We start from the raw sequence: 22,073 nt of genomic DNA on the forward strand, positions 1-22,073 counted from the left end.
CTTCACGTTTTGTACGCTGATAACCCGCTAAAGAATGCGCCAGGCTCCCCTTTTTTTTGCGCCGGTCCGCTGTAATCTTCCCTTTTGCTGCAGCGTCTTCAGATACCGCTCAACGGTTCTGGCAGAAACATTTATTTCCTGAGCCATGTCTTTCGCGGTGCGCGTGGGTTCTTTAGACAAAAGCTTGAGGATCCGTTCCTCAACGGCCGCCAGCATTTCCACTTTTTCTTCCGACATTTCTTCCGACACTTCTTCCGACAGAGAAGCTGTTTGTCCCATGCCATCTTTCAACGCGATAACCATATTTTCCAGCATAAATTCAATAAACGGCGTGCTGTCACTCTGGCTATCACACATCCCTAAAACCTGGTAATAGCGCTCCTGCTGATAATGCATCAACGTTTCAACTGGTAGCCAGGCAAGCTCCGCGCGCCATTGGCTAAGAATTAAGGTTTGCCACAGGCGTCCCATTCGGCCATTACCATCGGCAAATGGATGGATAAACTCAAATTCGTAGTGGAAGACAGCTCCAGCGATAAGCGGATGAATGTCAGTGACTTTCAGCCATAGCAGCAACTCGTTTATCAAACGCTCGACCTGAGAGGCGGGGGGAGCCATATGAACCAGTCTGGTATCCCGGAAGATCCCTACATCTCCGTCACGCAGCTGGCCAGGGTTATCAACCAGCCCTATCATCAGCGTCCGGTGGGCAGTCAAAAGATCGGTTAACCGGTGGCTTTTCCATGTAGGCATTTTTTCATATGCCAGAAGAGCGTTTCTCACTTCCTGAATATCTTTTGCTGGCGCAAGAACACGTTTACCCTCCACTAGCGCAGTGACCTGATCGGTACTCAGGCTGTTATGCTCTATCGCCAGCGACGCCTGAATCGTACGAATACGATTCTCTTTTCGCAGAAGGGGGGAGGCTCGTCCCGTTTGAGCTGACCAGTGCCCTAACAGCTCACCAATCTCAACAACCAGATTGAGAATGGCAGGAGTAATGCTAAACGGCGGCTGGTAATGACTCATGAGATTACTCCCCCTGCTGCTCCAGCGCATACTTATACAGCGCATTTTTCTTCACGCCATGAATCTCCGCAGCCAGCGCCGCAGCTTTTTTCAGCGGTAATTCAGCCTGCAGCAGCGCCAGCGTGCGCAAAGCCACCGCTGGCAACGCCTCTTCCTGCGCTTTAAAACCTTCGACGATCAGCACCATCTCGCCTTTGCGACGGTTTTCATCCTCTTTTACCCATGCCAGCAGCTCGCCAATCGGTGCGCCGTAGATAGATTCCCAGGTTTTCGTCAGCTCACGCGCCAGCACCACGTAGCGGGATTCGCCCAGCACCGTGCAGATATCTTCCAGACTCTCCAGAAGGCGGTGGGTTGACTCATAAAAGATAATTGTGCGCGGCTCTTCTTCCAGCGCCTTCAGCGTATCGCGGCGCCCTTTTGACTTTGCGGGCAAAAAACCTTCGTAGCAGAAACGATCCGAGGGCAGCCCCGCCGCACTCAACGCCGCGATGGCCGCGCAGGGGCCCGGCAGCGGCACCACGCGAATATTGGCCTCCCGACAGGTACGTACCAGATGATAACCGGGATCGTTAATCAGCGGCGTTCCGGCATCGGAAACCAGCGCGATGTTTTGCCCTTCTTTTAACTTTGCTACCAGCGTTTCAGCCTTTTGCTGCTCATTATGGTCATGAAGCGCAAATAAACGGGCGTTAATCGCAAAATGCTGCAACAGCATACCGGTATGGCGAGTGTCTTCCGCTGCAACTAAATCAACGGATTGCAACACTTCCAGCGCACGTTGCGTGATATCAGACAGATTTCCTATCGGAGTGGGCACAATATAGAGTTGCCCCTGAGAATTATCCGCTGATTCGTGTTGTTTCATTGTTTCGTCCGTATTGCCGAATTAATATTGAGCATTGAGCCAAAAAAATATCACTGGACACATATGGTACCGTCAACATTTCTTCGTTCTAAACCCGTGCGTTGTCTGCCCGTATTGCTGGCCGCTCTGATCTTTGCCGGCTGCGGCACCCATACCCCGGACCAAAGCACGGCGTATTTGCAGGGTACGACACAGGCAGACTCCAGTTACTACCTGGAACAGATGCAGCAAAGCTCGAATGATAGCAAGACCAACTGGCAATTACTCGCCATTCGTGCACTGCTTCAGGAAGGGAAGAAGGCGCAGGCTATAGACCTCTTCAATCAATTACCTTCCAGCCTCAACACGATCCAAAGCCGCGAACAATCGCTGCTGGCAGTTGAAGTGAAGCTGGCGCAGAACGATTTCCAGGGCGCGCAGGCGCTGCTGAATAAACTCTCCCCTGCGAGCCTTGAGCAAAATCAGCAGCCGCGCTACTGGCAGGCGCAAATTGACGCCAGCCAGGGGAAGCCATCGCTGAATCTGCTGCGGGCTTTGATTGCCCAACAGCCGTTGCTGGGCCAGGTCCAACAAAAACAGAAAAATATCGACGAGACCTGGAAGGCGCTCACCGCCATGACTCAGGAACAGGCCAACGCGCTGGTGATCAACGCCGACGAGAACGTTCTGCAGGGCTGGCTGGATCTGCAGCATGTATGGTTTGACCACCGTAACGATCCAACAATGCTCAAAGCGGGCATTAAAGACTGGCAGATCCGTTACCCGCAGAACCCGGGCGCGAAAATGCTACCGACAGCACTGGTTCATATGGAAAATTACCAGGCCGCATCGACCAATAAAATCGCGCTGCTGCTGCCGCTCAACGGTCAGGCGGCGATTTTTGGCCGGACTATCCAGCAGGGCTTTGAAGCGGCGAAAAACGGCGTGCCTGCCGTCGCGGGAAGCGCTGTCCCCGTCCAGGTCGCCCAGGCGACGAATGTGACTGATAGCGCAGTGGTAAGTCCGTCGCAGGCGGAAGTCACCGATCTCACCGCCGCCAACAATGCCCCGGCCACGGCGCAAACATCCGCGCCAGTGACCGCGCCAACAACAGTGCAGGCTGCAACGCCAGAAACCACCAGCACTGACGTGGAAACCACCACCCCGTCGGCCGCGGTTCCACAGACTCAGGCGCTGGCCGCAGCCCCGGCCAACCCTTCCGCTGAACTGAAAATTTACGACACCACAACCCAGCCCATGAGTCAGCTGCTGGCTCAGGTGCAGCAGGACGGCGCAACGATCGTGGTGGGGCCGCTATTGAAAAATAACGTCGAAGAGGTCATCAAGAGCAATACCTCGCTGAACGTGCTGGCGCTCAATCAGCCGGAAAAAGTCGAAAGCCGCGCCAATCTCTGCTATTTCGCCCTCTCCCCGGAAGATGAAGCCCGCGATGCGGCGCATCACATTCACGATCAGGGCAAACAGACGCCGCTGCTCCTGGTCCCACGCGGCGCGCTTGGCGATCGCGTGGTTAACGCCTTTGCCAACGAGTGGCTCAAGCTGGGTGGCGGTACCGTACTGCAACAGCGTCTGGGCTCAACCGCCGAGCTGCGCGCTAGCGTCAACAGCGGTATCTCGTTAAGCGGTACCCCGGTCTCCACCCTGCCATCAGCGCAGGATAGCGCGCAGCCAGGCCCAGACGATGTGCCTGTCAGCAGCACAGGCAGCGTCGACGCTGCCTATATCCTGGCGACGCCGGAACAAATCGGATACATCAAGCCAATGATCGCCCTGCGTAACGGCAGCCAGAACGGCGTGACGCTGTACGCCAGTTCCCGTAGTGCCCAGGGAACCTTAGGGCCGGATTTCCGTCTGGAGATGGAAGGCCTGCAATACAGCGAGATCCCGATGCTGGCAGGCAGTAACCCGCCGCTGCAACAGCAGGCGCTGGCCGCCGTACATAACGACTATTCGCTGGCGCGGCTGTATGCTATGGGCGCCGATGCCTGGTCGCTGGCCAACCATTTCTCGCAAATGCGTCAGGTTCCAGGTTTTGAGCTCCATGGTAATACCGGCGATCTTACGGCCACGCCTGAGTGCGTGATCAACAGGAAACTGTCATGGCTCAAATACCAGGGCGGGCAAATCGTCGCAGCCAACTAAGTAAGCAGACCGGTAATGCCCGGGAAATCCAGGCTCGCCGCTGGCTGGAGAGTCAGAGTCTGCGTTTTATCGCCGCTAACGTCCACGAGCATGGCGGTGAAATTGACCTCATCATGCGCGACGGGAGCGTCACTGTATTTGTGGAAGTGCGCTATCGTCGCAGCGCAAACTACGGCGATGCCGCCTCCAGCGTCACGCAACAAAAGCAACAAAGACTGCTCAAAGCCGCTCGTGGGTGGCTTTCCCGACATAATGGGAGTTTTGAGACTGTGGATTGCCGTTTCGATGTGGTAGCCTTCACCGGAGACGACATACAATGGCTAAAAAACGCCTTTGGCGAATAGCGTATCCCCAAAATAATTCGAGTTGCAGGACAAGGCACTTGTGCTTTGAACAGCGCTGGCGCTGGCCGGGTAACGCGGCAAGCGAGAAAGTCCCGATGAGCTTACTCAAGTACGTGATCCGGGCGAACGAGCGTAGCCAACGCACAAGCAACTTGAAGTATGACGGGTATAAATGAATTAAGGGATCCCGTGCTCGACAGAATTAAAGCCTGCTTCACTGAAAGCATCCAAACCCAAATTGCAGCAGCAGAAGCGCTCCCTGACGCCATCTCCCGTGCCGCGATGACGATCGTGCAATCGCTGTTGAATGGCAACAAAATCCTCTGTTGTGGTAATGGCACTTCTGCCGCCAACGCACAGCATTTTGCTGCCAGCATGATTAATCGTTTTGAAACCGAGCGTCCTGGTTTACCCGCCATTGCACTAAATACCGATAATGTGGTCTTAACCGCAATTGCCAACGATCGCCTGCACGACGAAATTTACGCCAAGCAGGTGCGTGCATTAGGACACGCAGGCGATGTGCTGCTGGCGATTTCTACGCGCGGCAACAGCCGGGATATCGTGAAAGCCGTGGAAGCGGCGGTCACCCGTGATATGACTATCGTGGCGTTAACCGGTTATGACGGCGGTGAACTGGCAGGCCTTTTAGGCCAGCAGGATGTTGAAATCCGCATTCCTTCGCATCGCAGCGCGCGAATTCAGGAGATGCACATGCTCACCGTCAATTGTTTGTGTGATTTAATCGATAACACGCTTTTTCCACACCAGGACGACTAAGGAGAACACATGAAGGCTCTCTCGCCCCTCGCCATTCTGCTGTCTGCGCTACTGCTTCAGGGATGCGTCGCCGCAGCGGTAGTCGGCGCGGCAGCTGTCGGCACAAAAGCCGCGACAGATCCGCGTACCGTGGGAACCCAGGTTGATGACGGCACGCTGGAGCTGCGCGTCAACAACGCCCTGTCGAAAGACGAACAGATTAAGAAACAGGCCCGTATCAATGTTACCGCTTATCAGGGGAAAGTTCTGCTGACCGGGCAGTCCCCAACGTCAGCGCTTTCCGCGCGCGCGAAGCAAATCGCTTTGGGCGTAGAGGGAGCGGCGGAGGTGTATAACGAAGTGCGTCAGGGTCAGCCAATCAGCTTAGGTACCGCCTCTTCTGATACCTGGATTACCACGAAAGTCCGTTCCCAACTGTTGGCTTCCGATTTGGTGAAATCATCCAATGTGAAGGTGACAACCGAAAACGGTGAGGTGTTCCTGATGGGGCTGGTAACCGAACGTGAAGGACGCGCGGCGGCGGATATCGCCAGTCGGGTCAGCGGCGTGTCTCGCGTGACGACCGCCTTTACCTATATCAAGTAAATAACTTTCTGCGGCGGCGCTTCGTCGGCCAGGCGAGACATTCAGTTCCTCTGAATGTCTCGCCCCCAACAGACGCACTGCGCCGTTTGCAGGAGGTAATCAGATTAACGCCAGCCCACCAACCACCGCGCCGCACAGCGCAACCAGCGCGCCAGTCAGCCACAGCGCTTTCGCTGGAAACGCTTTTCGCATCATAACCAGTGACGGTACACTGACCGCCGGAAGCGTAATCAACAGCGCCAACGCCGGTCCTATGCCCATCCCCGCCAGCATCATGGTCTGAACAATCGGGATCTCCGCCGCTGTCGGAATCACGAACAGACAGCCCGCAATGGCCATAGCAATCACCCAGAACAGCGTATTCGCCACGATGCCATCGGCATGCGGGAATAGCCAGACACGCGCAGCCCCCAACACCAGCACGGCCAGGATATAAACCGGGATGGTATTCCAGAACAGCGTCCACAGCACACGCAGCCAGCGGCGCAAGAAACCGTCCCCTGTCGTCTCCGGGGTAAATTCAGGGATCGCCGTAGACTGCACAGCCGCGTCCTTCACCCATTTCTGCACCAGCGTGGCGACCAGCAGAACGGTTACCAGCCCGGCAAGCAGACGAATCAACGCGAACTGCCAGCCCAGCACAAAGCCCATAAATACCAGGGTTGCCGGATTCAGCAACGGATTCCCCATCCAGAATGCCAGCGCGCCGCCCATCGATACCTGTTGCTTACGCATCCCCACCGCCACCGGCGCGGCGCAGCAGGTACACATCATGCCTGGCAATGAGAAAATAGTACCAAGCAGCGTACCGCGAAAACGCGATTCCCCCAGCGTACGCAGCAGCCAGTCGCGCGGGATCAAAACCTGAATGAGCGATCCGAGCAGCACGCCTAATACCGCCGCTTTCCAGACCGCCAGAAAGTAGACCAGCGCATAGTCCCATGCTGCCTGCAAAGGATGAGTATCACTATCGGCAAGAATAGATTTGCCGATACCGTGCGTCTCAGCGGCGGTAAACGCTTTGCCATAATAAGGCTGCCATTTGACAAACCACAGGCCGATGATAACCACGAGAAAAAAGAGTGCGGGCTTCCACCATTGAAATGGTGATGCCACCTGAGATGAAGACTGACCAGCCATAGCATTCCCCGGAGAGTGTCATGTTAAATTGAGCACATGAATAGTACGCCTTCGGGGAAATTTTGGAAATTGTTAATCCGCCAGCCGCCCCGCCTTTTCGCGTAGCTGCGACGAGCTGAGAATATGTACTCCCTGATGCATCGGTGATAGTGCTTCCGCCAGCAACGCACTTGCCACATCCCGCGCATCAATAGCTTTCCAGCGCCCCGGCAGCAGGCGGAAAAACGGCCCAAAGAGTATTTCGCTCATACGCCGTTGCTCCCGTTTCCCTGTCAGCATAGATGGACGCGCGATCGTCAAACGTGGCCATTGCTGCGCAATAAGCGCCTGTTCCATCTCGCCTTTCACACGATGATAGAAAAAGGGGGAACGGGGATCCGCCCCCATCGCACTCACTACCAGCATATGCCGGGCACCCAGTCTTTTTCCCGTCAGGGCGGTATCGACGACCAGCGTATAATCGGCGTGCACGAACGCCTCTTTGCTTCCCGCTTGCCGCCGGGTGGTTCCCAGACAGCAAAACACGATATCTACCGGCTCAATCACCTGTGCCAGAGCATCTGTCAGTTGCGGATCGTGCGGATTAAATACGCCGGAGATATCGGCCAGAGGCCGACGGGTAGGAGCCGTAATGGATTTAATTCCCGGCTCATTAATCAGCATTCGAAGTAAGTGACCACCAACTAACCCGGTGGCGCCTGTTAACAATACCTGACTCATCAACGCTCCTTTACAGAATTTTCTACCTTGCGCTTCCGGCATCATGTTCCAGACTTGATACTCGACGAGGTAATTATCCATCATCAGCAAAGTAATGCCTCATTCCATACCAAAACACGGGAGGAAGAATGAGTAAGAAGATAGCCGTTTTAATTACCGACGACTTTGAAGATTCAGAATTCACTTCCCCTGCTGACGCCTACCGTCTGGCCGGACACAACGTGGTGACGATTGAAAAACAGGCGGGGAAAAAGGTAAAAGGCAAAAAAGGGACAGCCGAAATCGTTATTGATAAAGCCATTGATGACGTCAATCCTGCCGACTTCGACGCCTTACTGCTTCCGGGTGGCTATTCACCCGATTCTCTGCGGGGAGATGAGCGTTTCGTCACTTTTACTCGCGACTTTATCAGTAGCGGTAAACCGGTATTTGCCATCTGTCACGGCCCGCAGTTGTTAATTAGCGCCGATGCGATCCGCGGACGTAAACTCACGGCGGTAAAGCCCATTATTGTCGATGTTAAAAACGCAGGCGGCGAATTCTATGACCAGGAAGTGGTTATCGACAACGAGCAACTGGTGACCAGCAGGACGCCGGACGATCTTCCGGCGTTCAACCGCGAAGCCTTACGCCTGCTCGGCGCCTGATTCACGCAGCCAGTGCAGTTTTTTGCCAAAACCCAGCGTGTTATCTGTGAACTTAAGCTCGTCGGGGCGAATTTCCCAGACGGATGCCGAGAGCATACGGGCAACCGGGAAGCGGCGAACGTAGCGTTTGCGCATCGCTGCTTCCTCTTCTCCGGCTAAGCGGCGAATTTCGCCTTTAAACTGTACGCCACGGATCAGCGCCACGCTTTTCGGCTGGCCATTGATCGTCCCGGCAACCTTAGCGCGTTCCCCGGTCATTTGACCATGGCGCGTTTTTTCATCGCTGAGCAGATAGAACGCAACCGCCTCCGGGTCATAAACGTAAAAAGCATTAGCGCACCACAGCTCACCATCGCGGGCAACGCACCAGGTCACGACATGCTGTTTGCTCAGCCAGCGGCTGATAGCAGCGAGCGTCTCCATCTTTACTCTCCAGTATGTTATGGTGCTCACACCTTAACATAGCGACCTTTATACCGTGTGCTGGTTTCTCTATCTGATTCGTACCGCTGATAATCGCCTTTATACGGGAATTACCACCGATGTTCCACGCCGCTTTTGCCAGCATCAGGCGGGGAATGGGGCAAAGGCACTGCGCGGCAAAGGAGAGCTTCAGTTGGCCTTTAGCCATGAAGTTGGTGAACGCTCACTTGCCCTACGACTGGAGTATCGTATTAAGCAACTCACGAAGCGCCAGAAAGAGCGCCTCGTTGCCGGAGACGGTTCGTTTGAAATTCTGCTGGAAAGCCTCAAAAACGATTAAAGTGGTCGCTATACTCGACCAGGCCATGCACGCCTTCCAGCGCATCATCGGCCAGGCGATGAAGCTGGAACGTCTTATCGCTATCCGGCCAACGGCAGCGCAGGTCAAAACGCGACGCCGGTTCAAATCCCAGATGGCCGTAGAAAGCCGGATCGCCAAGCGTGACGACAGCGGCATAGCCAAACTCATTCAGCGAATCCAGACCTTCATAAACCAGCTGACGCCCGATTCCCTGACCGCGATAGCTTTCGTCCACCGCCAGCGGGGCCAGTCCGACCCACTGCAGGTCTTCGCCTTCGATGGAGACCGGACTAAAGGCAACATAGCCAACGACCTGACCTTCGTCATCCGTCGCCACGAGGCCCAGCGTGATCATCCCATCCTCACGCAGACCATGCACCAGTTGCGCTTCCGCATCGCTGCTGAAAGTTCGACGCAGTAACGCATCAATTCCCGGCGCATCAATCCCAATTTCTACTCGAATCAGCATGCCTCACCTACCGATGTCTGTTCAGGTTTCTGCGGGCCTTTCAGACCTGCTTCAACAAAATCCGCCAGTTGCAAAAGCATGATACGCAGCGCGCTGGGCATCTGCTCCAGCTCAATAGCATCCATCAGGTTTTTTACATACAGTCCCAGTTCGGTATCACCCTCAATAATCAGACGGCGCTGGAAGAACAGCGTGTCCGGATCCTGTTTACGCGCCGCAATCATCAACAGATCGCTGGCATCGGCGCTAAAGCTGACGTCTGCGTCGGCCGTTGCGCTAACCACCAGACGGCCATCAACAACCGAGGTATACCACAGCAGGCCAATATCACGCACATTAATACTTAACCAGCGCCCTTCCAGAAAATCCAGTTCCCCCTCCGCCAGTGCCTGGCGAAACTGCCAGCTTAATACTTGTTCCAGCACCTGACGCTTGAGAGCAAAAGGCGCCAGCTTAACCGGCACGCTGATGATTGACGGGCCAAAATGCACCAGTTGGGAACGCAGTTTATCCAACACAAGCTTTACTCCATGAATGCAATCGTTCATCTATTGTGCCATATCAAATAAACGACATAGCGGCGTAAATCAACAAAATCACAACGACGAATACGGGGTATTGCGCCAGTCAATACGCGTTTAACTGCCTTAAATCAAAAATTGTCACCAGAAGGTTAACTAAAATCCCAACTCATTAACTATCCAGCGTCCCTGACAGGTCGCGTTGTTCAGGAAAAATTATGGAGCTGCTCTGCCCAGCCGGTAACCTTCCGGCGCTTAAGGCGGCCATCGAAAACGGCGCCGATGCTGTCTATATCGGGCTAAAAGATGACACGAATGCCCGTCACTTTGCCGGTCTTAACTTCACCGAGAAGAAACTACAGGAAGCCGTCAGCTATGTGCACCAGCATCACCGCAAACTGCATATCGCCATCAATACCTTTGCTCATCCTGAGGGTTATGCCCGCTGGCAGCGGGCGGTCGACATGGCTGCCCAACTGGGCGCCGATGCGCTGATCCTTGCCGATATCGCGATGCTGGAATACGCCGCCGAGCGCTATCCGCATATTGAACGCCATGTTTCCGTCCAGGCTTCAGCCACCAATGAAGAGGCGATCCGTTTTTATCAGCGCAATTTTGACGTTGCCCGCGTGGTCCTGCCGCGCGTCCTGTCGATTCATCAGGTCAAACAACTGGCGCGCGCCACGCCGGTACCGCTGGAGGTCTTCGCCTTCGGCAGCCTCTGCATCATGGCAGAAGGCCGCTGCTATCTCTCCTCTTATTTGACCGGTGAATCGCCAAATACCGTTGGCGCCTGCTCACCTGCGCGTTTCGTTCGCTGGCAGCAAACGCCGCAGGGGCTGGAGTCACGCCTCAATGAGGTGCTGATCGATCGCTATCAGGAAGGGGAAAACGCCGGTTATCCGACGCTATGTAAAGGCCGTTATCTGGTCAATGGCGAGCGCTATCACGCGCTGGAAGAGCCTACCAGTCTGAACACCCTGGAGCTATTGCCGGAACTGATGGCGGCAAACATTGCATCGGTGAAAATTGAAGGCCGTCAACGCAGCCCGGCGTATGTCACCCAGGTGGCGAAAGTCTGGCGTCAGGCAATCGATCGCTGCAAAGCCGACCCGCACAACTTCGTGCCGCAATCCGCGTGGATGGACACCCTCGGTTCCATGTCCGAGGGAACACAAACCACGCTTGGCGCGTATCACCGTAAATGGCAGTGAGAAAAGCAATGAAATATTCCTTAGGGCCGGTGCTTTACTACTGGCCAAAAGAGACGCTGGAAGCATTTTACCAGCAGGCGGCGGGCTGTAGCGCGGATACGATTTATCTTGGCGAAGCGGTGTGCAGCAAACGCCGCGCCACCAAAGTCGGCGACTGGATCGAGATGGCGAAAGCGCTGGCCAGCAGCGGCAAACAGGTGGTGCTTTCCACTCTCGCGCTGGTACAGGCTTCTTCGGAACTGGGCGAGCTGAAGCGCTATGTTGAGAACGGCGAGTTTCTGATTGAAGCCAGCGATTTCGGCGTCGTCAATATGTGCGCAGAGCGTAAACTGCCGTTTGTCGCCGGTCATGCGCTTAACTGCTATAACGCGGTAACGCTGCGTCTGCTGCTTAAACAAGGCATGGTGCGCTGGTGCATGCCGGTCGAGCTTTCCCGCGACTGGTTGGTGAATCTGCTGAACCAGTGCGATGAGCTCGGCATCCGCAATCAGTTTGAAGTGGAAGTGCTGAGCTACGGCCATCTGCCGCTGGCGTACTCCGCCCGCTGCTTTACCGCCCGCTCGGAAGATCGGCCAAAAGACGAGTGTGAAACCTGCTGCATCAAATACCCCAATGGGCGGGACGTGCTCTCGCAGGAAAGTCAGCAGGTGTTCGTTCTCAATGGCATTCAGACCATGAGCGGCTACGTTTATAACCTCGGCAACGAACTGACCTCCATGCAGGGACTGGTCGACATTGTGCGCCTTTCCCCGCTGGGTACGGAGACATTCACCATGCTCGACGCCTTCCGCGCCAATGAAAACGGCAGCGCGCCATTGCCGCTGGCGGCGCACAGCGACTGCAACGGTTACTGGAAACGCCTGGCGGGTCTGGAACTACAGGTGTAACTGAACCCTGCCGGATGGCGGCATAAATACCTTATCCGATCTACGATGCATTTGTAGGCCGGATAAGCGAGGCGCCATCAGGCAGTTGTGTTTGCGCCCCGCCTTATACCGCTCACTTTGTTAACCACGGTAATCATATTTTCATGCAGTATTAAATGATTCACCGTCGACAAAGTGAGCCGTTATGACAGACAAAACCATTCCATTTTCAGTGCTCGATCTGGCACCGATCCCGCAAGGTTCCTCCGCAAAGGAAGCCTTCTCCCACTCTTTAGATCTGGCGCGGCTGGCCGAAAAGCGGGGCTATCACCGCTACTGGCTGGCGGAGCACCATAATATGGTCGGCATCGCCAGCGCCGCAACCTCGGTGCTGATTGGCTATCTTGCCGCCAATACCACCACCCTGCATCTGGGTTCCGGCGGCGTGATGCTGCCAAACCATTCTCCACTGGTGATTGCCGAGCAGTTCGGTACGCTTAATACGCTTTATCCTGGACGAATCGATCTCGGACTTGGCCGAGCGCCGGGCAGCGATCAGCCCACTATGCGCGCCCTGCGCCGCCATATGAGCGGCGACGTCGATAACTTCCCGCGAGATGTGGCGGAACTGGTGGACTGGTTTGACGCGCGCGATCCTGAGCCGCACGTACGCCCGGTTCCCGGCTATGGCGAAAGAATCCCGATCTGGTTGCTGGGTTCCAGCCTGTACAGCGCCCAACTGGCGGCGCAGCTTGGGTTACCGTTCGCTTTCGCCTCCCATTTCGCGCCGGATATGCTATTCCAGGCCCTGCATCTCTACCGCACCCATTTCAAACCATCAGAACGGCTGGCAACGCCATATGCCATGGTATGCATTAATATCATCGCCGCCGACAGCAACCGGGATGCCGAGTTCCTGTTTACCTCGATGCAGCAAGCGTTTGTCAAACTGCGTCGCGGCGAAGCCGGGCAACTGCCGCCACCGGTGCAAAATATAGACTCACTATGGTCCGCCTCTGAACAATATGGCGTCCAGCAGGCGCTGCGCATGTCGCTGGTCGGCGATAAAGCCAAAGTGCGTCACGGGCTGGAGTCTATTCTGCGCGAAACGCAGGCGGATGAGATTATGGTCAACGGGCAGATTTTCGATCATCAGGCGCGGCTGCATTCGTTTGACCTGGCGATGCAGGTGAAAGAAGAGTTGGCGGGCTAGTGCGTTGTTTTGCCCGGTGGCGTTTACCGGGCCTACGAGATCGTTCAGGCCGGATAAGGCGTAGCCGCCATCCGGCGCTAAAAAGTTACTGGTATACAGGTAACAGGTTCACGCTCGACAGAATATGCACCAGCGCGTTGCCGATACCGAATACCAGGATCAGCGCAATCATCGGCTTTCCGCCCCAGACGCGGAATTTTGGGCTGCCGAAGCGTTTACGTGATGCCCGAGCCAGCAGCGCCGGTACAATGGCTGCCCAGATAGTTGCCGCCAGGCCGGCATAGCCGATGGCATACAAGAAACCGTTCGGCCACAGCAAACCGCCAATCATCGGCGGCAGGAAAGTTAGCAGCGCCGTTTTGAAGCGCCCCAGCGCTGAATCATCAAAACCAAACAGATCCGCCAGATAGTCAAACAGGCCGAGCGTCACGCCGAGGAACGAACTGGCAACCGCAAAGTTAGAGAACACAACCAGCAGCAGATCGAGACTGCGACTGTTCAGGACGCCGCTCAGCGCCTGTACCAGCACATCGATATTACCGCCTTTTTGCGCAATACCGATAAACGCTGGCCGCGGGATATTGCCCATCGTTACCAGCAGCCAAACCCCATACAACCCCAGCGCCAGCAGCGTGCCATAGATCAGGCATTTAACGATAGTACGCGGGTCCTTGCCGTAATATTTCATCAGGCTCGGCACATTACCGTGGTAACCAAAGGATGCCAGGCAGAACGGTAGCGTCATCAACAGATACGGCATATACGACGCATTGTGTTCGGCGACGTTAAACAGGGTCGTCGGCTGAACATGCCCCAGCAAGCTGCCAAAGGTCAGGAAAAAGGTAATCACCTTCGCCCCGAGCACAATAGCCGTCATACGACTAACCGCTTTCGTACTCAGCCAGACGATAAATGCCACCAGCAGCGCAAAAGCACATCCTGCTGCCCGTGCCGGAACATGCAGCGACATTTCACCGAAGGTATGGTGCAGGATTGAGCCGCTGGCGGAGATATAAGCGTAGGTAAGAATATAAAGGACAAAAGCAATAGACACGCCATTAATCAGATTCCAGCCCCTGCCAAGCAGATCTTTCGTGATAGTGTCAAAGCTGGCGCCAATCCGGTAATTGAGGTTCGCTTCAAGGATCATTAACCCGGAATGCAACATGCAAAACCAGGTGAAGACCAGCGCCGCCAGCGACCAAAAAAACCACGCGCCGGACATCACCACCGGCAACGAAAACATACCCGCGCCAATGATTGTTCCGCCGATAATCACTACGCCGCCAAATAAGGACGGTCGGGTTGCCGTAGTGGTAAGTGTCGCCATTTGCCGAAATCTCCAGTCGAAAAGACTTTTCTCGTTATTAACGCGACGCACTGTACCAGTACGCGAGTACAAAGAAAATAAAAAAAGCCCCAGTCATTCAGACCGGGGCTGTATCATTTACTTTACGTTAGCGGTAAATATTAATTACGCATCGCCACCGAAACGACGACGGCCTGCAGAATCATCGCGACGCGGCGCAGACGCATCGTCACGGCGCGGCGCGCGGCCACCTTCACGACGTTCACCGCTGAAACGACGACCATCGCTACGGCCAGCTTCGCGGCGCTCACCGCCAAAACCACGGCCGCCTTCACGGCGCTCACCACCAAAACCACGACCACCCTCACGACGCTCGCCACGACGTTCTGGACGCGGCTGAGCATCACCCAACAGTTGCATGTTCATCGGCTTGTTCAGGATACGGGTACGAGTAAAGTGCTGCAGCACTTCGCCCGGCATACCTTTCGGCAGTTCGATGGTTGAGTGAGAAGCGAACAGTTTGATGTTACCGATATAACGGCTGCTGATATCGCCTTCGTTAGCAATCGCGCCAACGATATGACGCACTTCAACGCCATCGTCACGACCCACTTCAATGCGATACAGTTCCATATCGCCAACGTCACGACGCTCACGACGCGGACGATCTTCACGCGGGCCACGATCGTTGCGATCGCGCGGACCACGATCATCACGATCGCGGAACTCACGACGCGGGCGCATCGGCGCATCCGGCGGTACGATCAGCGGACGTTCGCCCTGGGCCATTTTCAGCAGTGCCGCGGCCAGAGTTTCCACATCCAGCTCTTCGCCTTCGGCGGACGGCTGGATTTTCGCCAACAGCGCGCGGTACTGATCCAGATCGCTGCTTTCCAGCTGCTGCTGAACTTTCGCGGCAAATTTCTCCAGGCGACGTTTGCCCAGTAATTCTGCGTTCGGCAGTTCCACTTCCGGAATGGTCAGTTTCATGGTGCGTTCGATGTTACGCAGCAGACGACGCTCGCGGTTCTCAACGAACAGCAGCGCGCGGCCAGCGCGACCCGCACGACCAGTACGACCGATACGGTGAACGTAGGACTCTGAATCCATCGGGATGTCATAGTTAACCACCAGGCTGATACGCTCAACATCCAGACCGCGGGCGGCGACGTCGGTAGCGATCAGGATATCCAGACGGCCGTCTTTCAGACGTTCCAGAGTCTGCTCACGCAGAGACTGGTTCATGTCGCCGTTCAGGGCCGCACTGTTATACCCGTTACGCTCCAGCGCTTCAGCAACTTCCAGAGTCGCGTTTTTGGTACGAACGAAGATAATCGCCGCATCAAAATCTTCTGCTTCAAGGAAACGCACCAGCGCTTCGTTTTTACGCATACCGTAAGCAGTCCAGTAGCTCTGGCTGATGTCCGGACGCGTGGTTACGCTTGACTGGATGCGGACTTCCTGCGGCTCTTTCATAAAGCGACGGGTAATGCGACGAATCGCTTCCGGCATAGTGGCAGAAAACAGAGCGGTCTGATGACCTTCCGGGATCTGCGCCATAATGGTTTCTACGTCTTCGATAAAGCCCATGCGCAGCATTTCATCAGCTTCATCAAGAACCAGACCGCTCAGTTTAGAGAGATCCAGGGTGCCGCGTTTCAGGTGGTCCAGCAGACGACCCGGAGTACCGACAACGATTTGCGGCCCCTGACGCAGCGCGCGCAACTGCACGTCATAACGCTGGCCGCCATACAGGGCGACGACGTTTACGCCACGCATATGTTTGGAAAAATCGGTCATCGCTTCAGCAACCTGTACCGCCAGTTCGCGGGTCGGCGCCAGCACCAGAATCTGCGGTGCTCTCAGCTCAGGATCGATATTGTTGAGCAGCGGTAAAGAGAACGCTGCGGTTTTACCGCTACCGGTCTGGGCCATACCCAGAACGTCGCGGCCGCCCAGTAGATGCGGAATGCACTCAGCCTGGATCGGAGATGGTTTTTCGTAACCCAGATCGTTAAGCGCTTCAAGGATGGGAGCCTTCAGGCCCAGATCTGCAAAAGTGGTTTCGAATTCAGCCATGTAGTACGTGTGCCTCAAAATTAATGGCGGCCAGTCTACATAACTCATCGTGAAAATTTACGGTAATTTTCATTGAAAAGTGTGAACCGGCTCAAAGTAGGTGTATTAACGAACAACAACGCCCTCACCCGCAAAGGTGATAGCAAACAAAAAAGGGCTGATGTGTTCGTCAGCTATTGCTGGTCCGATTCTGCCAGGTCATCTTGCTCCTGGCCCAGGAGCGATAATTCCAACAATGCATATCGGTGCTCAACGTAGTTATGAACGTTGTTTGCGACCGCCAGTTTGAACAGTGCCGTAGCGCTGTCCTTGTCCCCCAGACTTAGGTAATACTTACCTAAATAGAAGTTGGTTTCACTGAGATGCTCAGCGAGCGAGGTGTTATCCGTTGCGTCTGCCTTGAGACGGTCCATCAGCTCATTTTCGCTAATGTCCCCAAGGTAGAACTCGACAATGTTCCATCCCCATTGCTCTTTGTCCGACTTGTTGAAGCGCTGTCTCAGTGCTTCAAGCGCCTGTTTCTCATTGAGCTTACGCTCAGCAAGATATAGCCACAGACTGCGGAAAGGATCGTTGGGGTCGTCTTGATAAAACGCCAGCAGATCATCTTGCGCTAACTTAGCACGGCCACCGTAATACAGCGCGATGCCGCGATTTAAGTACGCGTAGTTGTAAGTTGGATCAAGCTCAAGTACAGAATCAAACGCTTCATAGGCAGCATCATAATTGCCTGCCTGCGTTAAATAAATGCCTAAGTAATTGAATACTTCAGGCATATCCGGTCGGATTGCCAGCGCCTGTGAAAAATCATTTCGCGCTAATGCCCTCAGACCGAGACTATCATACAACACTCCGCGCTCATATAAAAGCTGTGCGCGTTCGTCATCGGTTAAAGCCCGACTGGCAAGAATTTGTTCCATGCGCGCCAGAATGACTTCCTGCTGCAAAGTCGGTTGCAATGGCACCGCGAGGACTGCCTCCTTACGCCAGGCAGAGTTGCTGCATCCTGCCAGCGTGAGAGCTGTCGCCACGAAACACCAGCGCAGAAAAGGCTTCATTTCCCACTCCCGAAGACAACGATTGGATGAACGTCCAGTTCCCCGGTTGCAAACACGGCATCCTGCCCGCAATACGCCCTCCGCGATGCGGAGGGCAAACGGCAACCTTACTCGCCCTGCTGCTCAGCGGCCGGCGCTTCCGGCGCAGCCGCAGGCTGAGTCTGTTCAGTTGCTTCTTTGATGCTCAGACGAACGCGGCCCTGACGGTCAACTTCCAGCACTTTAACCGGCACTTCCTGGCCCATCTGCAGATAGTCAGTCACCTTCTCAACGCGCTTATCGGCAATTTGAGAAATATGAACCAGACCTTCTTTACCGCCACCAATGGCAACAAACGCACCAAAGTCAACGATACGGGTCACTTTACCATTATAGATACGACCCACTTCAATCTCAGCGGTGATCTCTTCGATACGACGAATCGCGTGCTGCGCTTTGTCGCCATCGGTTGCTGCAATCTTCACGGTGCCGTCATCTTCGATTTCGATGGTGGTGCCGGTTTCTTCGGTCAGCGCACGAATAACGGAACCGCCTTTACCGATAACGTCTTTAATCTTGTCCGGGCTGATCTTGATGGTATGGATACGCGGCGCGAATTCAGAGATATCGCCGCGCGGCGCGTTGATCGCCTGTTCCATCACACCCAGGATATGCAGACGCGCGCCTTTCGCCTGATTCAGCGCAACCTGCATGATCTCTTTGGTGATACCTTCAATTTTGATATCCATCTGCAGCGCAGAGATACCTTCACGGGAACCCGCGACTTTAAAGTCCATATCGCCAAGGTGATCTTCATCGCCCAGAATGTCAGACAGTACGACAAAGTTGTCGCCTTCTTTCACCAGGCCCATCGCGATACCCGCGACAGCAGCTTTGATCGGCACACCCGCGTCCATCAGCGCCAGAGAAGCGCCACAGACGGAAGCCATAGAGGAAGAACCGTTAGATTCGGTAATCTCCGAAACCACGCGCACGGTGTACGGAAATTCTTCGATAGTCGGCATAACGGCCAGTACGCCACGCTTAGCCAGGCGACCGTGACCAATTTCACGACGTTTCGGCGAACCCACCATTCCCGTTTCACCAACGGAGTACGGAGGGAAGTTGTAGTGGAACAGGAAGGAATCAGTACGCTCGCCCATCAGTTCATCGATGTTCTGCGCATCGCGGGCGGTTCCCAGCGTCGCGGTAACCAGCGCCTGCGTTTCGCCACGGGTAAATAGCGCGGAACCGTGGGTACGCGGCAGCACGCCGGTACGGACGTCCAGCCCACGAATCATGTCTTTTTCGCGGCCATCAATACGCGGTTCACCAGCCAGCACGCGGCTACGCACCACGTTTTTCTCGATCGCGTGCAGGATTTCACCCAGTTCGTTAGCGTCCAGGGCTTCGTCTTCAGCAACCAGCGTGGCAATGGTTTCAGATTTGATCACATCAACCTGAGCATAACGCTCCTGTTTGTCAGTGATGCGGTAAGCATCGCTCAGGCGCGCTTCGGCAAGTTGAGCAACGCGCGCGTTCAGCGCTTCGTTGACGGCTTCCGGATGCCAGTCCCAACGCGGTTTACCGGCTTCTTTGACCAGGTCGTTGATCGCCTGGATAACCACCTGCTGCTGTTCGTGGCCGAACACGACTGCGCCCAGCATCTGGTCTTCACTCAGCAGTGCGGCTTCAGATTCCACCATCAACACAGCAGCCTCGGTACCTGCGACAACCAGGTCCAGCTTGCTGGATTTCAGCTCTTCCTGGGTTGGGTTCAGCACGTACTGGTCATTGATGTAACCTACACGCGCGGCGCCGATTGGGCCGTTAAACGGAATACCGGACAGAGACAACGCGGCGGAAGCGCCAATCATAGACACGATATCCGGGTTAACCTGCGGGTTAACGGAAACCACGGTGGCAATAACCTGAACTTCGTTAACGAAACCTTCCGGGAACAGCGGGCGAACCGGACGGTCAATCAGACGCGCAATCAGGGTTTCGCCTTCGCTCGGACGGCCTTCACGACGGAAGAATCCCCCCGGGATTTTACCTGCCGCGTAAGTACGTTCTTGATAGTTAACAGTCAGTGGGAAGAAATCCTGGCCTGGCTTCGCTTTTTTCTGACCAACAACGGTAACGAATACCGCAGTGTCATCCATGCTAACCATAACGGCGGCCGTTGCCTGGCGCGCCATCATGCCGGTTTCCAGCGTTACGGTATGTTGGCCGTACTGGAATTTACGAACGATCGGATTAAGCAAAATTCTGTCCTTATATCTATAGATGATGTCATATCCATGATATGACATCTGATGACCCGATCTTCTGCATCCTCGCGACTAATGACAACCCTAACCCGCCCCTGCGAATCAAGCCTCTCATTAGCCGCGCGAACCTCTGCACGAAGATCATTAATAGCAACAATACATGAGTTTTTAGTGAATTGCTGCCGCCCGGTCGAAAAAAGGGGCCGTGAGGCCCCTTCTTCTGAAACTCGCAGAATTAGCGACGCAGACCCAGACGCTCGATCAGCGAAGAGTAACGTGCAACATCTTTACGTTTCAGGTAGTCGAGCAGTTTACGACGCTGAGAAACCATGCGCAGCAGACCACGACGGCTGTGGTGATCTTTTTTGTGCTCTGCAAAGTGGCCCTGCAGGTGGTTGATCTGCGCAGTCAGCAGTGCGACCTGAACTTCAGTTGAACCGCTGTCGTTTTCGCCACGACCAAACTCAGAAACGATTTTTGCTTTAGCTTCAACGCTTAGAGACATTTTAGAACTCCAAAATTAAAAGAAAGAAAGGGTGCCGATCTCTAATTCAGCAACCCCTGATATAACACCCGAAAATGTTGCAACACTTTAGCGGGCATTAAGCGGCAATATTCTACTCGCAGCGGCCTTTTATCGCAAGAAAAGCACTCATAGCGGGTATTCAACCACCAGACGACGAGGGGCCACACGGCCTTCGTCATCAATTTCCCCCATACCCAGAAACTTACCTTCTTCCCCCTCAGTGACACGAACCAGCCCCTGTAGCGGCGCCCCCGAGGTGCGAACCGGGTTACCATTCTTAAAGTAAACAGCCGAGGTTTGCGGAATATTAATCAGTGGATAATCCGCCGCCGGACTATCCATAGGCATCAGTAATGGATCCAGCAACTGCGCAGCCGGGATATCCAGCACACTGGCTTGCTCAACCAGCGCCTGCAGTTGTTCCAGCGTCACCATCCGTTCAACGGGATACTTACTGACCGCCAGACGGCGCAGGAAAATAACATGCGCTCCACATCCCAGTTTCTCACCTAAGTCATCGATAATCGTACGAATATAGGTGCCCTTAGAACAGTGAATTTCCAGTTCAAGCTCATCGCCTTCATGGCGGATAAACAACAACTCGTAGACCGTAATCGGCCGGGCTTCCCGCGGCACTTCAATCCCCTGACGGGCATATTCGTACAGCTTTTTCCCTTGGTATTTCAGTGCCGAATACATCGACGGCACCTGTTGGGTTTCCCCGCGAAAGCTATCTAACGCCGCGGCCAGTTGCTCCGCGCTAAAGGCCAGAGGACGCTCCTCCACCACGTGCCCGTCGGCATCAGAAGTATCGGTACGCTGGCCAAGTTTGGCGATCACCCGGTAGCGCTTGTCTGAATCCAGCAGATACTGAGAAAACTTCGTCGCTTCTCCCAGGCAAATCGGCAACATGCCCGTCGCCAGCGGATCCAGCGCACCGGTGTGCCCTGCCCGGTTAGCGTTATAGATACGTTTAACTTTCTGTAGCACGTCGTTGCTGGATGCATCTTGGGGTTTATCCAGCAACAGAACGCCGTGAACATCGCGACCGCGACGACGAGGACGGCTCATCACTCCTCCTTGCTGTCGTCCGGATTCACGCGACGCTCATCATCATGTTTCACCACGCTGGTCACCAGGTTCGACATACGCATCCCTTCAACCAGTGAGTTATCGTAGAAGAACGTCAGTTCCGGTACGATGCGCAGGCGCATCGCTTTGCCCAACAGCGAACGGATAAAACCAGATGCTTCCTGTAATGCCTTGATGCCCGCTTTCACCGCGGCTTCATCGTTATCGTTCAGAAAAGTCACATACACTTTGGCATAGGCCAGGTCGCGCGACATTTCAACACCGGAAACGGTGGTCATCATTCCCAGACGCGGGTCTTTAATTTCGCGCTGCAGGATGATGGCGATCTCTTTTTGCATCTCCTGAGCCACGCGCTGCGGGCGACCAAATTCTTTCGCCATAATAAATTCTCCAGACAAATAAGGGGGCCACGCGGCCCCCTTTAATTTTGTATTA

General features: G+C 54.9%; 24 protein-coding genes. 9 read left to right on the forward strand and 15 right to left on the reverse strand.

What is annotated here, in order from left to right:
* Positions 1-27: 27 nt before the first annotated feature.
* On the reverse strand, positions 28-1,029 hold the full coding sequence (locus ABK821_RS09475) for a Fic family protein (protein ID WP_343177953.1): 1,002 nt from the start codon (positions 1,027-1,029) through the stop codon (positions 28-30).
* A 4-nt stretch (positions 1,030-1,033) separates the two neighbouring features.
* Positions 1,034-1,897: a 16S rRNA (cytidine(1402)-2'-O)-methyltransferase gene (gene rsmI, locus ABK821_RS09480; RefSeq protein WP_343177952.1), complete on the reverse strand. Its 864-nt coding sequence runs from the start codon at positions 1,895-1,897 to the stop codon at positions 1,034-1,036.
* Between the two features lie 63 nt (positions 1,898-1,960).
* Here rsmI and ABK821_RS09485 point away from each other — a divergent pair, with 63 nt between their 5' ends.
* The 4 genes from ABK821_RS09485 (at position 1,961) to dolP (ending at position 5,748) form a co-directional block, all read left to right on the forward strand.
* Positions 1,961-4,039 (forward strand): penicillin-binding protein activator, encoded by a 2,079-nt coding sequence (locus ABK821_RS09485; protein ID WP_343177951.1) that lies wholly within the window; start codon positions 1,961-1,963, stop codon positions 4,037-4,039.
* Positions 3,997-4,383 (forward strand): YraN family protein, encoded by a 387-nt coding sequence (locus tag ABK821_RS09490; protein WP_308560529.1) that lies wholly within the window; start codon positions 3,997-3,999, stop codon positions 4,381-4,383. The genes ABK821_RS09485 and ABK821_RS09490 overlap by 43 nt, the downstream gene beginning before the upstream one ends.
* A 189-nt stretch (positions 4,384-4,572) precedes the next feature.
* Positions 4,573-5,163, forward strand: a complete 591-nt coding sequence (gene diaA, locus ABK821_RS09495; protein WP_138362424.1) for a DnaA initiator-associating protein DiaA — start codon at positions 4,573-4,575, stop codon at positions 5,161-5,163.
* 9 nt (positions 5,164-5,172) lie between these two features.
* A complete protein-coding gene (gene dolP, locus ABK821_RS09500) occupies positions 5,173-5,748 on the forward strand; it encodes a division/outer membrane stress-associated lipid-binding lipoprotein (protein WP_138362423.1) in 576 nt (191 codons plus the stop codon).
* 99 nt (positions 5,749-5,847) lie between these two features.
* Here the strand turns inward: dolP and ABK821_RS09505 are convergent, their stop codons facing one another.
* Both ABK821_RS09505 and ABK821_RS09510 read right to left on the reverse strand, forming a co-directional pair.
* On the reverse strand, positions 5,848-6,888 hold the full coding sequence (locus ABK821_RS09505) for a permease (RefSeq protein WP_343177949.1): 1,041 nt from the start codon (positions 6,886-6,888) through the stop codon (positions 5,848-5,850).
* Positions 6,889-6,960: 72 nt separating this feature from the next.
* The gene (locus ABK821_RS09510) at positions 6,961-7,608 is read right to left on the reverse strand and encodes an NAD(P)H-binding protein (RefSeq protein ID WP_343177948.1); all 648 of its coding nucleotides are present in this window, start codon (positions 7,606-7,608) and stop codon (positions 6,961-6,963) included.
* A 128-nt stretch (positions 7,609-7,736) separates the two neighbouring features.
* Between ABK821_RS09510 and ABK821_RS09515 the strand changes: the two genes are divergently transcribed.
* Positions 7,737-8,255: a type 1 glutamine amidotransferase domain-containing protein gene (locus ABK821_RS09515; RefSeq protein ID WP_138362420.1), complete on the forward strand. Its 519-nt coding sequence runs from the start codon at positions 7,737-7,739 to the stop codon at positions 8,253-8,255.
* Here the strand turns inward: ABK821_RS09515 and ABK821_RS09520 are convergent.
* Positions 8,235-8,678: a YhbP family protein gene (locus ABK821_RS09520; RefSeq protein WP_138362419.1), complete on the reverse strand. Its 444-nt coding sequence runs from the start codon at positions 8,676-8,678 to the stop codon at positions 8,235-8,237. The two genes, ABK821_RS09515 and ABK821_RS09520, sit on opposite strands and share 21 nt — an antisense overlap.
* A 55-nt stretch (positions 8,679-8,733) precedes the next feature.
* On the opposite strand from ABK821_RS09520, the gene ABK821_RS09525 reads away from it, so the two are divergent.
* Positions 8,734-9,018 carry a GIY-YIG nuclease family protein gene (locus ABK821_RS09525; protein WP_138362418.1) on the forward strand — a complete coding sequence of 95 codons (285 nt, stop codon included), beginning with the start codon at positions 8,734-8,736 and terminating at the stop codon, positions 9,016-9,018.
* Here ABK821_RS09525 and ABK821_RS09530 read toward each other — a convergent pair.
* Positions 9,005-9,508, reverse strand: a complete 504-nt coding sequence (locus tag ABK821_RS09530; RefSeq protein ID WP_138362417.1) for a GNAT family N-acetyltransferase — start codon at positions 9,506-9,508, stop codon at positions 9,005-9,007. The two genes, ABK821_RS09525 and ABK821_RS09530, sit on opposite strands and share 14 nt — an antisense overlap.
* A complete protein-coding gene (locus ABK821_RS09535) occupies positions 9,502-10,026 on the reverse strand; it encodes an SCP2 domain-containing protein (RefSeq protein WP_138362416.1) in 525 nt (174 codons plus the stop codon). Before ABK821_RS09535 ends, ABK821_RS09530 begins: the two co-directional genes overlap by 7 nt.
* Positions 10,027-10,247: 221 nt before the next feature.
* Between ABK821_RS09535 and ABK821_RS09540 the strand changes: the two genes are divergently transcribed.
* From ABK821_RS09540 to ABK821_RS09550, 3 genes are all read left to right on the forward strand, one after another.
* Entirely contained in the window at positions 10,248-11,243 is a 996-nt protein-coding gene (locus ABK821_RS09540) for a peptidase U32 family protein (RefSeq protein WP_138362415.1), read from the forward strand.
* 8 nt (positions 11,244-11,251) lie between these two features.
* The gene (locus ABK821_RS09545) at positions 11,252-12,130 is read left to right on the forward strand and encodes a U32 family peptidase (RefSeq protein WP_138362414.1); all 879 of its coding nucleotides are present in this window, start codon (positions 11,252-11,254) and stop codon (positions 12,128-12,130) included.
* A 184-nt stretch (positions 12,131-12,314) separates the two neighbouring features.
* Positions 12,315-13,322 carry a luciferase-like monooxygenase gene (locus tag ABK821_RS09550; protein WP_138362413.1) on the forward strand — a complete coding sequence of 336 codons (1,008 nt, stop codon included), beginning with the start codon at positions 12,315-12,317 and terminating at the stop codon, positions 13,320-13,322.
* Between the two features lie 85 nt (positions 13,323-13,407).
* Here the strand turns inward: ABK821_RS09550 and mtr are convergent, their stop codons facing one another.
* The 8 genes from mtr to rbfA all read right to left on the reverse strand — a co-directional run bounded on the left by mtr (position 13,408) and on the right by rbfA (position 22,018).
* Complete coding sequence (gene mtr, locus ABK821_RS09555; protein ID WP_138362412.1) at positions 13,408-14,652, reverse strand: tryptophan permease; 1,245 nt, start codon at positions 14,650-14,652, stop codon at positions 13,408-13,410.
* Between the two features lie 144 nt (positions 14,653-14,796).
* Positions 14,797-16,710, reverse strand: a complete 1,914-nt coding sequence (gene deaD / locus ABK821_RS09560) for an ATP-dependent RNA helicase DeaD (RefSeq protein ID WP_142502743.1) — start codon at positions 16,708-16,710, stop codon at positions 14,797-14,799.
* Positions 16,703-16,783, reverse strand: coding sequence for a protein YrbN (gene yrbN, locus ABK821_RS09565; RefSeq protein ID WP_085903200.1), 81 nt, complete (start codon positions 16,781-16,783; stop codon positions 16,703-16,705). Before yrbN ends, deaD begins: the two co-directional genes overlap by 8 nt.
* A gap of 100 nt (positions 16,784-16,883) precedes the next feature.
* Positions 16,884-17,768, reverse strand: a complete 885-nt coding sequence (gene nlpI / locus ABK821_RS09570; protein ID WP_138362410.1) for a lipoprotein NlpI — start codon at positions 17,766-17,768, stop codon at positions 16,884-16,886.
* Between the two features lie 107 nt (positions 17,769-17,875).
* Entirely contained in the window at positions 17,876-20,014 is a 2,139-nt protein-coding gene (gene pnp / locus ABK821_RS09575) for a polyribonucleotide nucleotidyltransferase (RefSeq protein ID WP_138362409.1), read from the reverse strand.
* A gap of 241 nt (positions 20,015-20,255) precedes the next feature.
* Entirely contained in the window at positions 20,256-20,525 is a 270-nt protein-coding gene (gene rpsO, locus ABK821_RS09580) for a 30S ribosomal protein S15 (RefSeq protein ID WP_004106090.1), read from the reverse strand.
* Between the two features lie 147 nt (positions 20,526-20,672).
* Entirely contained in the window at positions 20,673-21,617 is a 945-nt protein-coding gene (gene truB / locus ABK821_RS09585; protein ID WP_138362408.1) for a tRNA pseudouridine(55) synthase TruB, read from the reverse strand.
* Positions 21,617-22,018: a 30S ribosome-binding factor RbfA gene (rbfA, locus tag ABK821_RS09590; RefSeq protein ID WP_138362407.1), complete on the reverse strand. Its 402-nt coding sequence runs from the start codon at positions 22,016-22,018 to the stop codon at positions 21,617-21,619. The genes truB and rbfA overlap by 1 nt, the downstream gene beginning before the upstream one ends.
* Positions 22,019-22,073: the final 55 nt, after the last annotated feature.

This window comes from Klebsiella sp. KE9456, assembly GCF_043832615.1.
Classification (GTDB): domain Bacteria; phylum Pseudomonadota; class Gammaproteobacteria; order Enterobacterales; family Enterobacteriaceae; genus Klebsiella; species Klebsiella indica.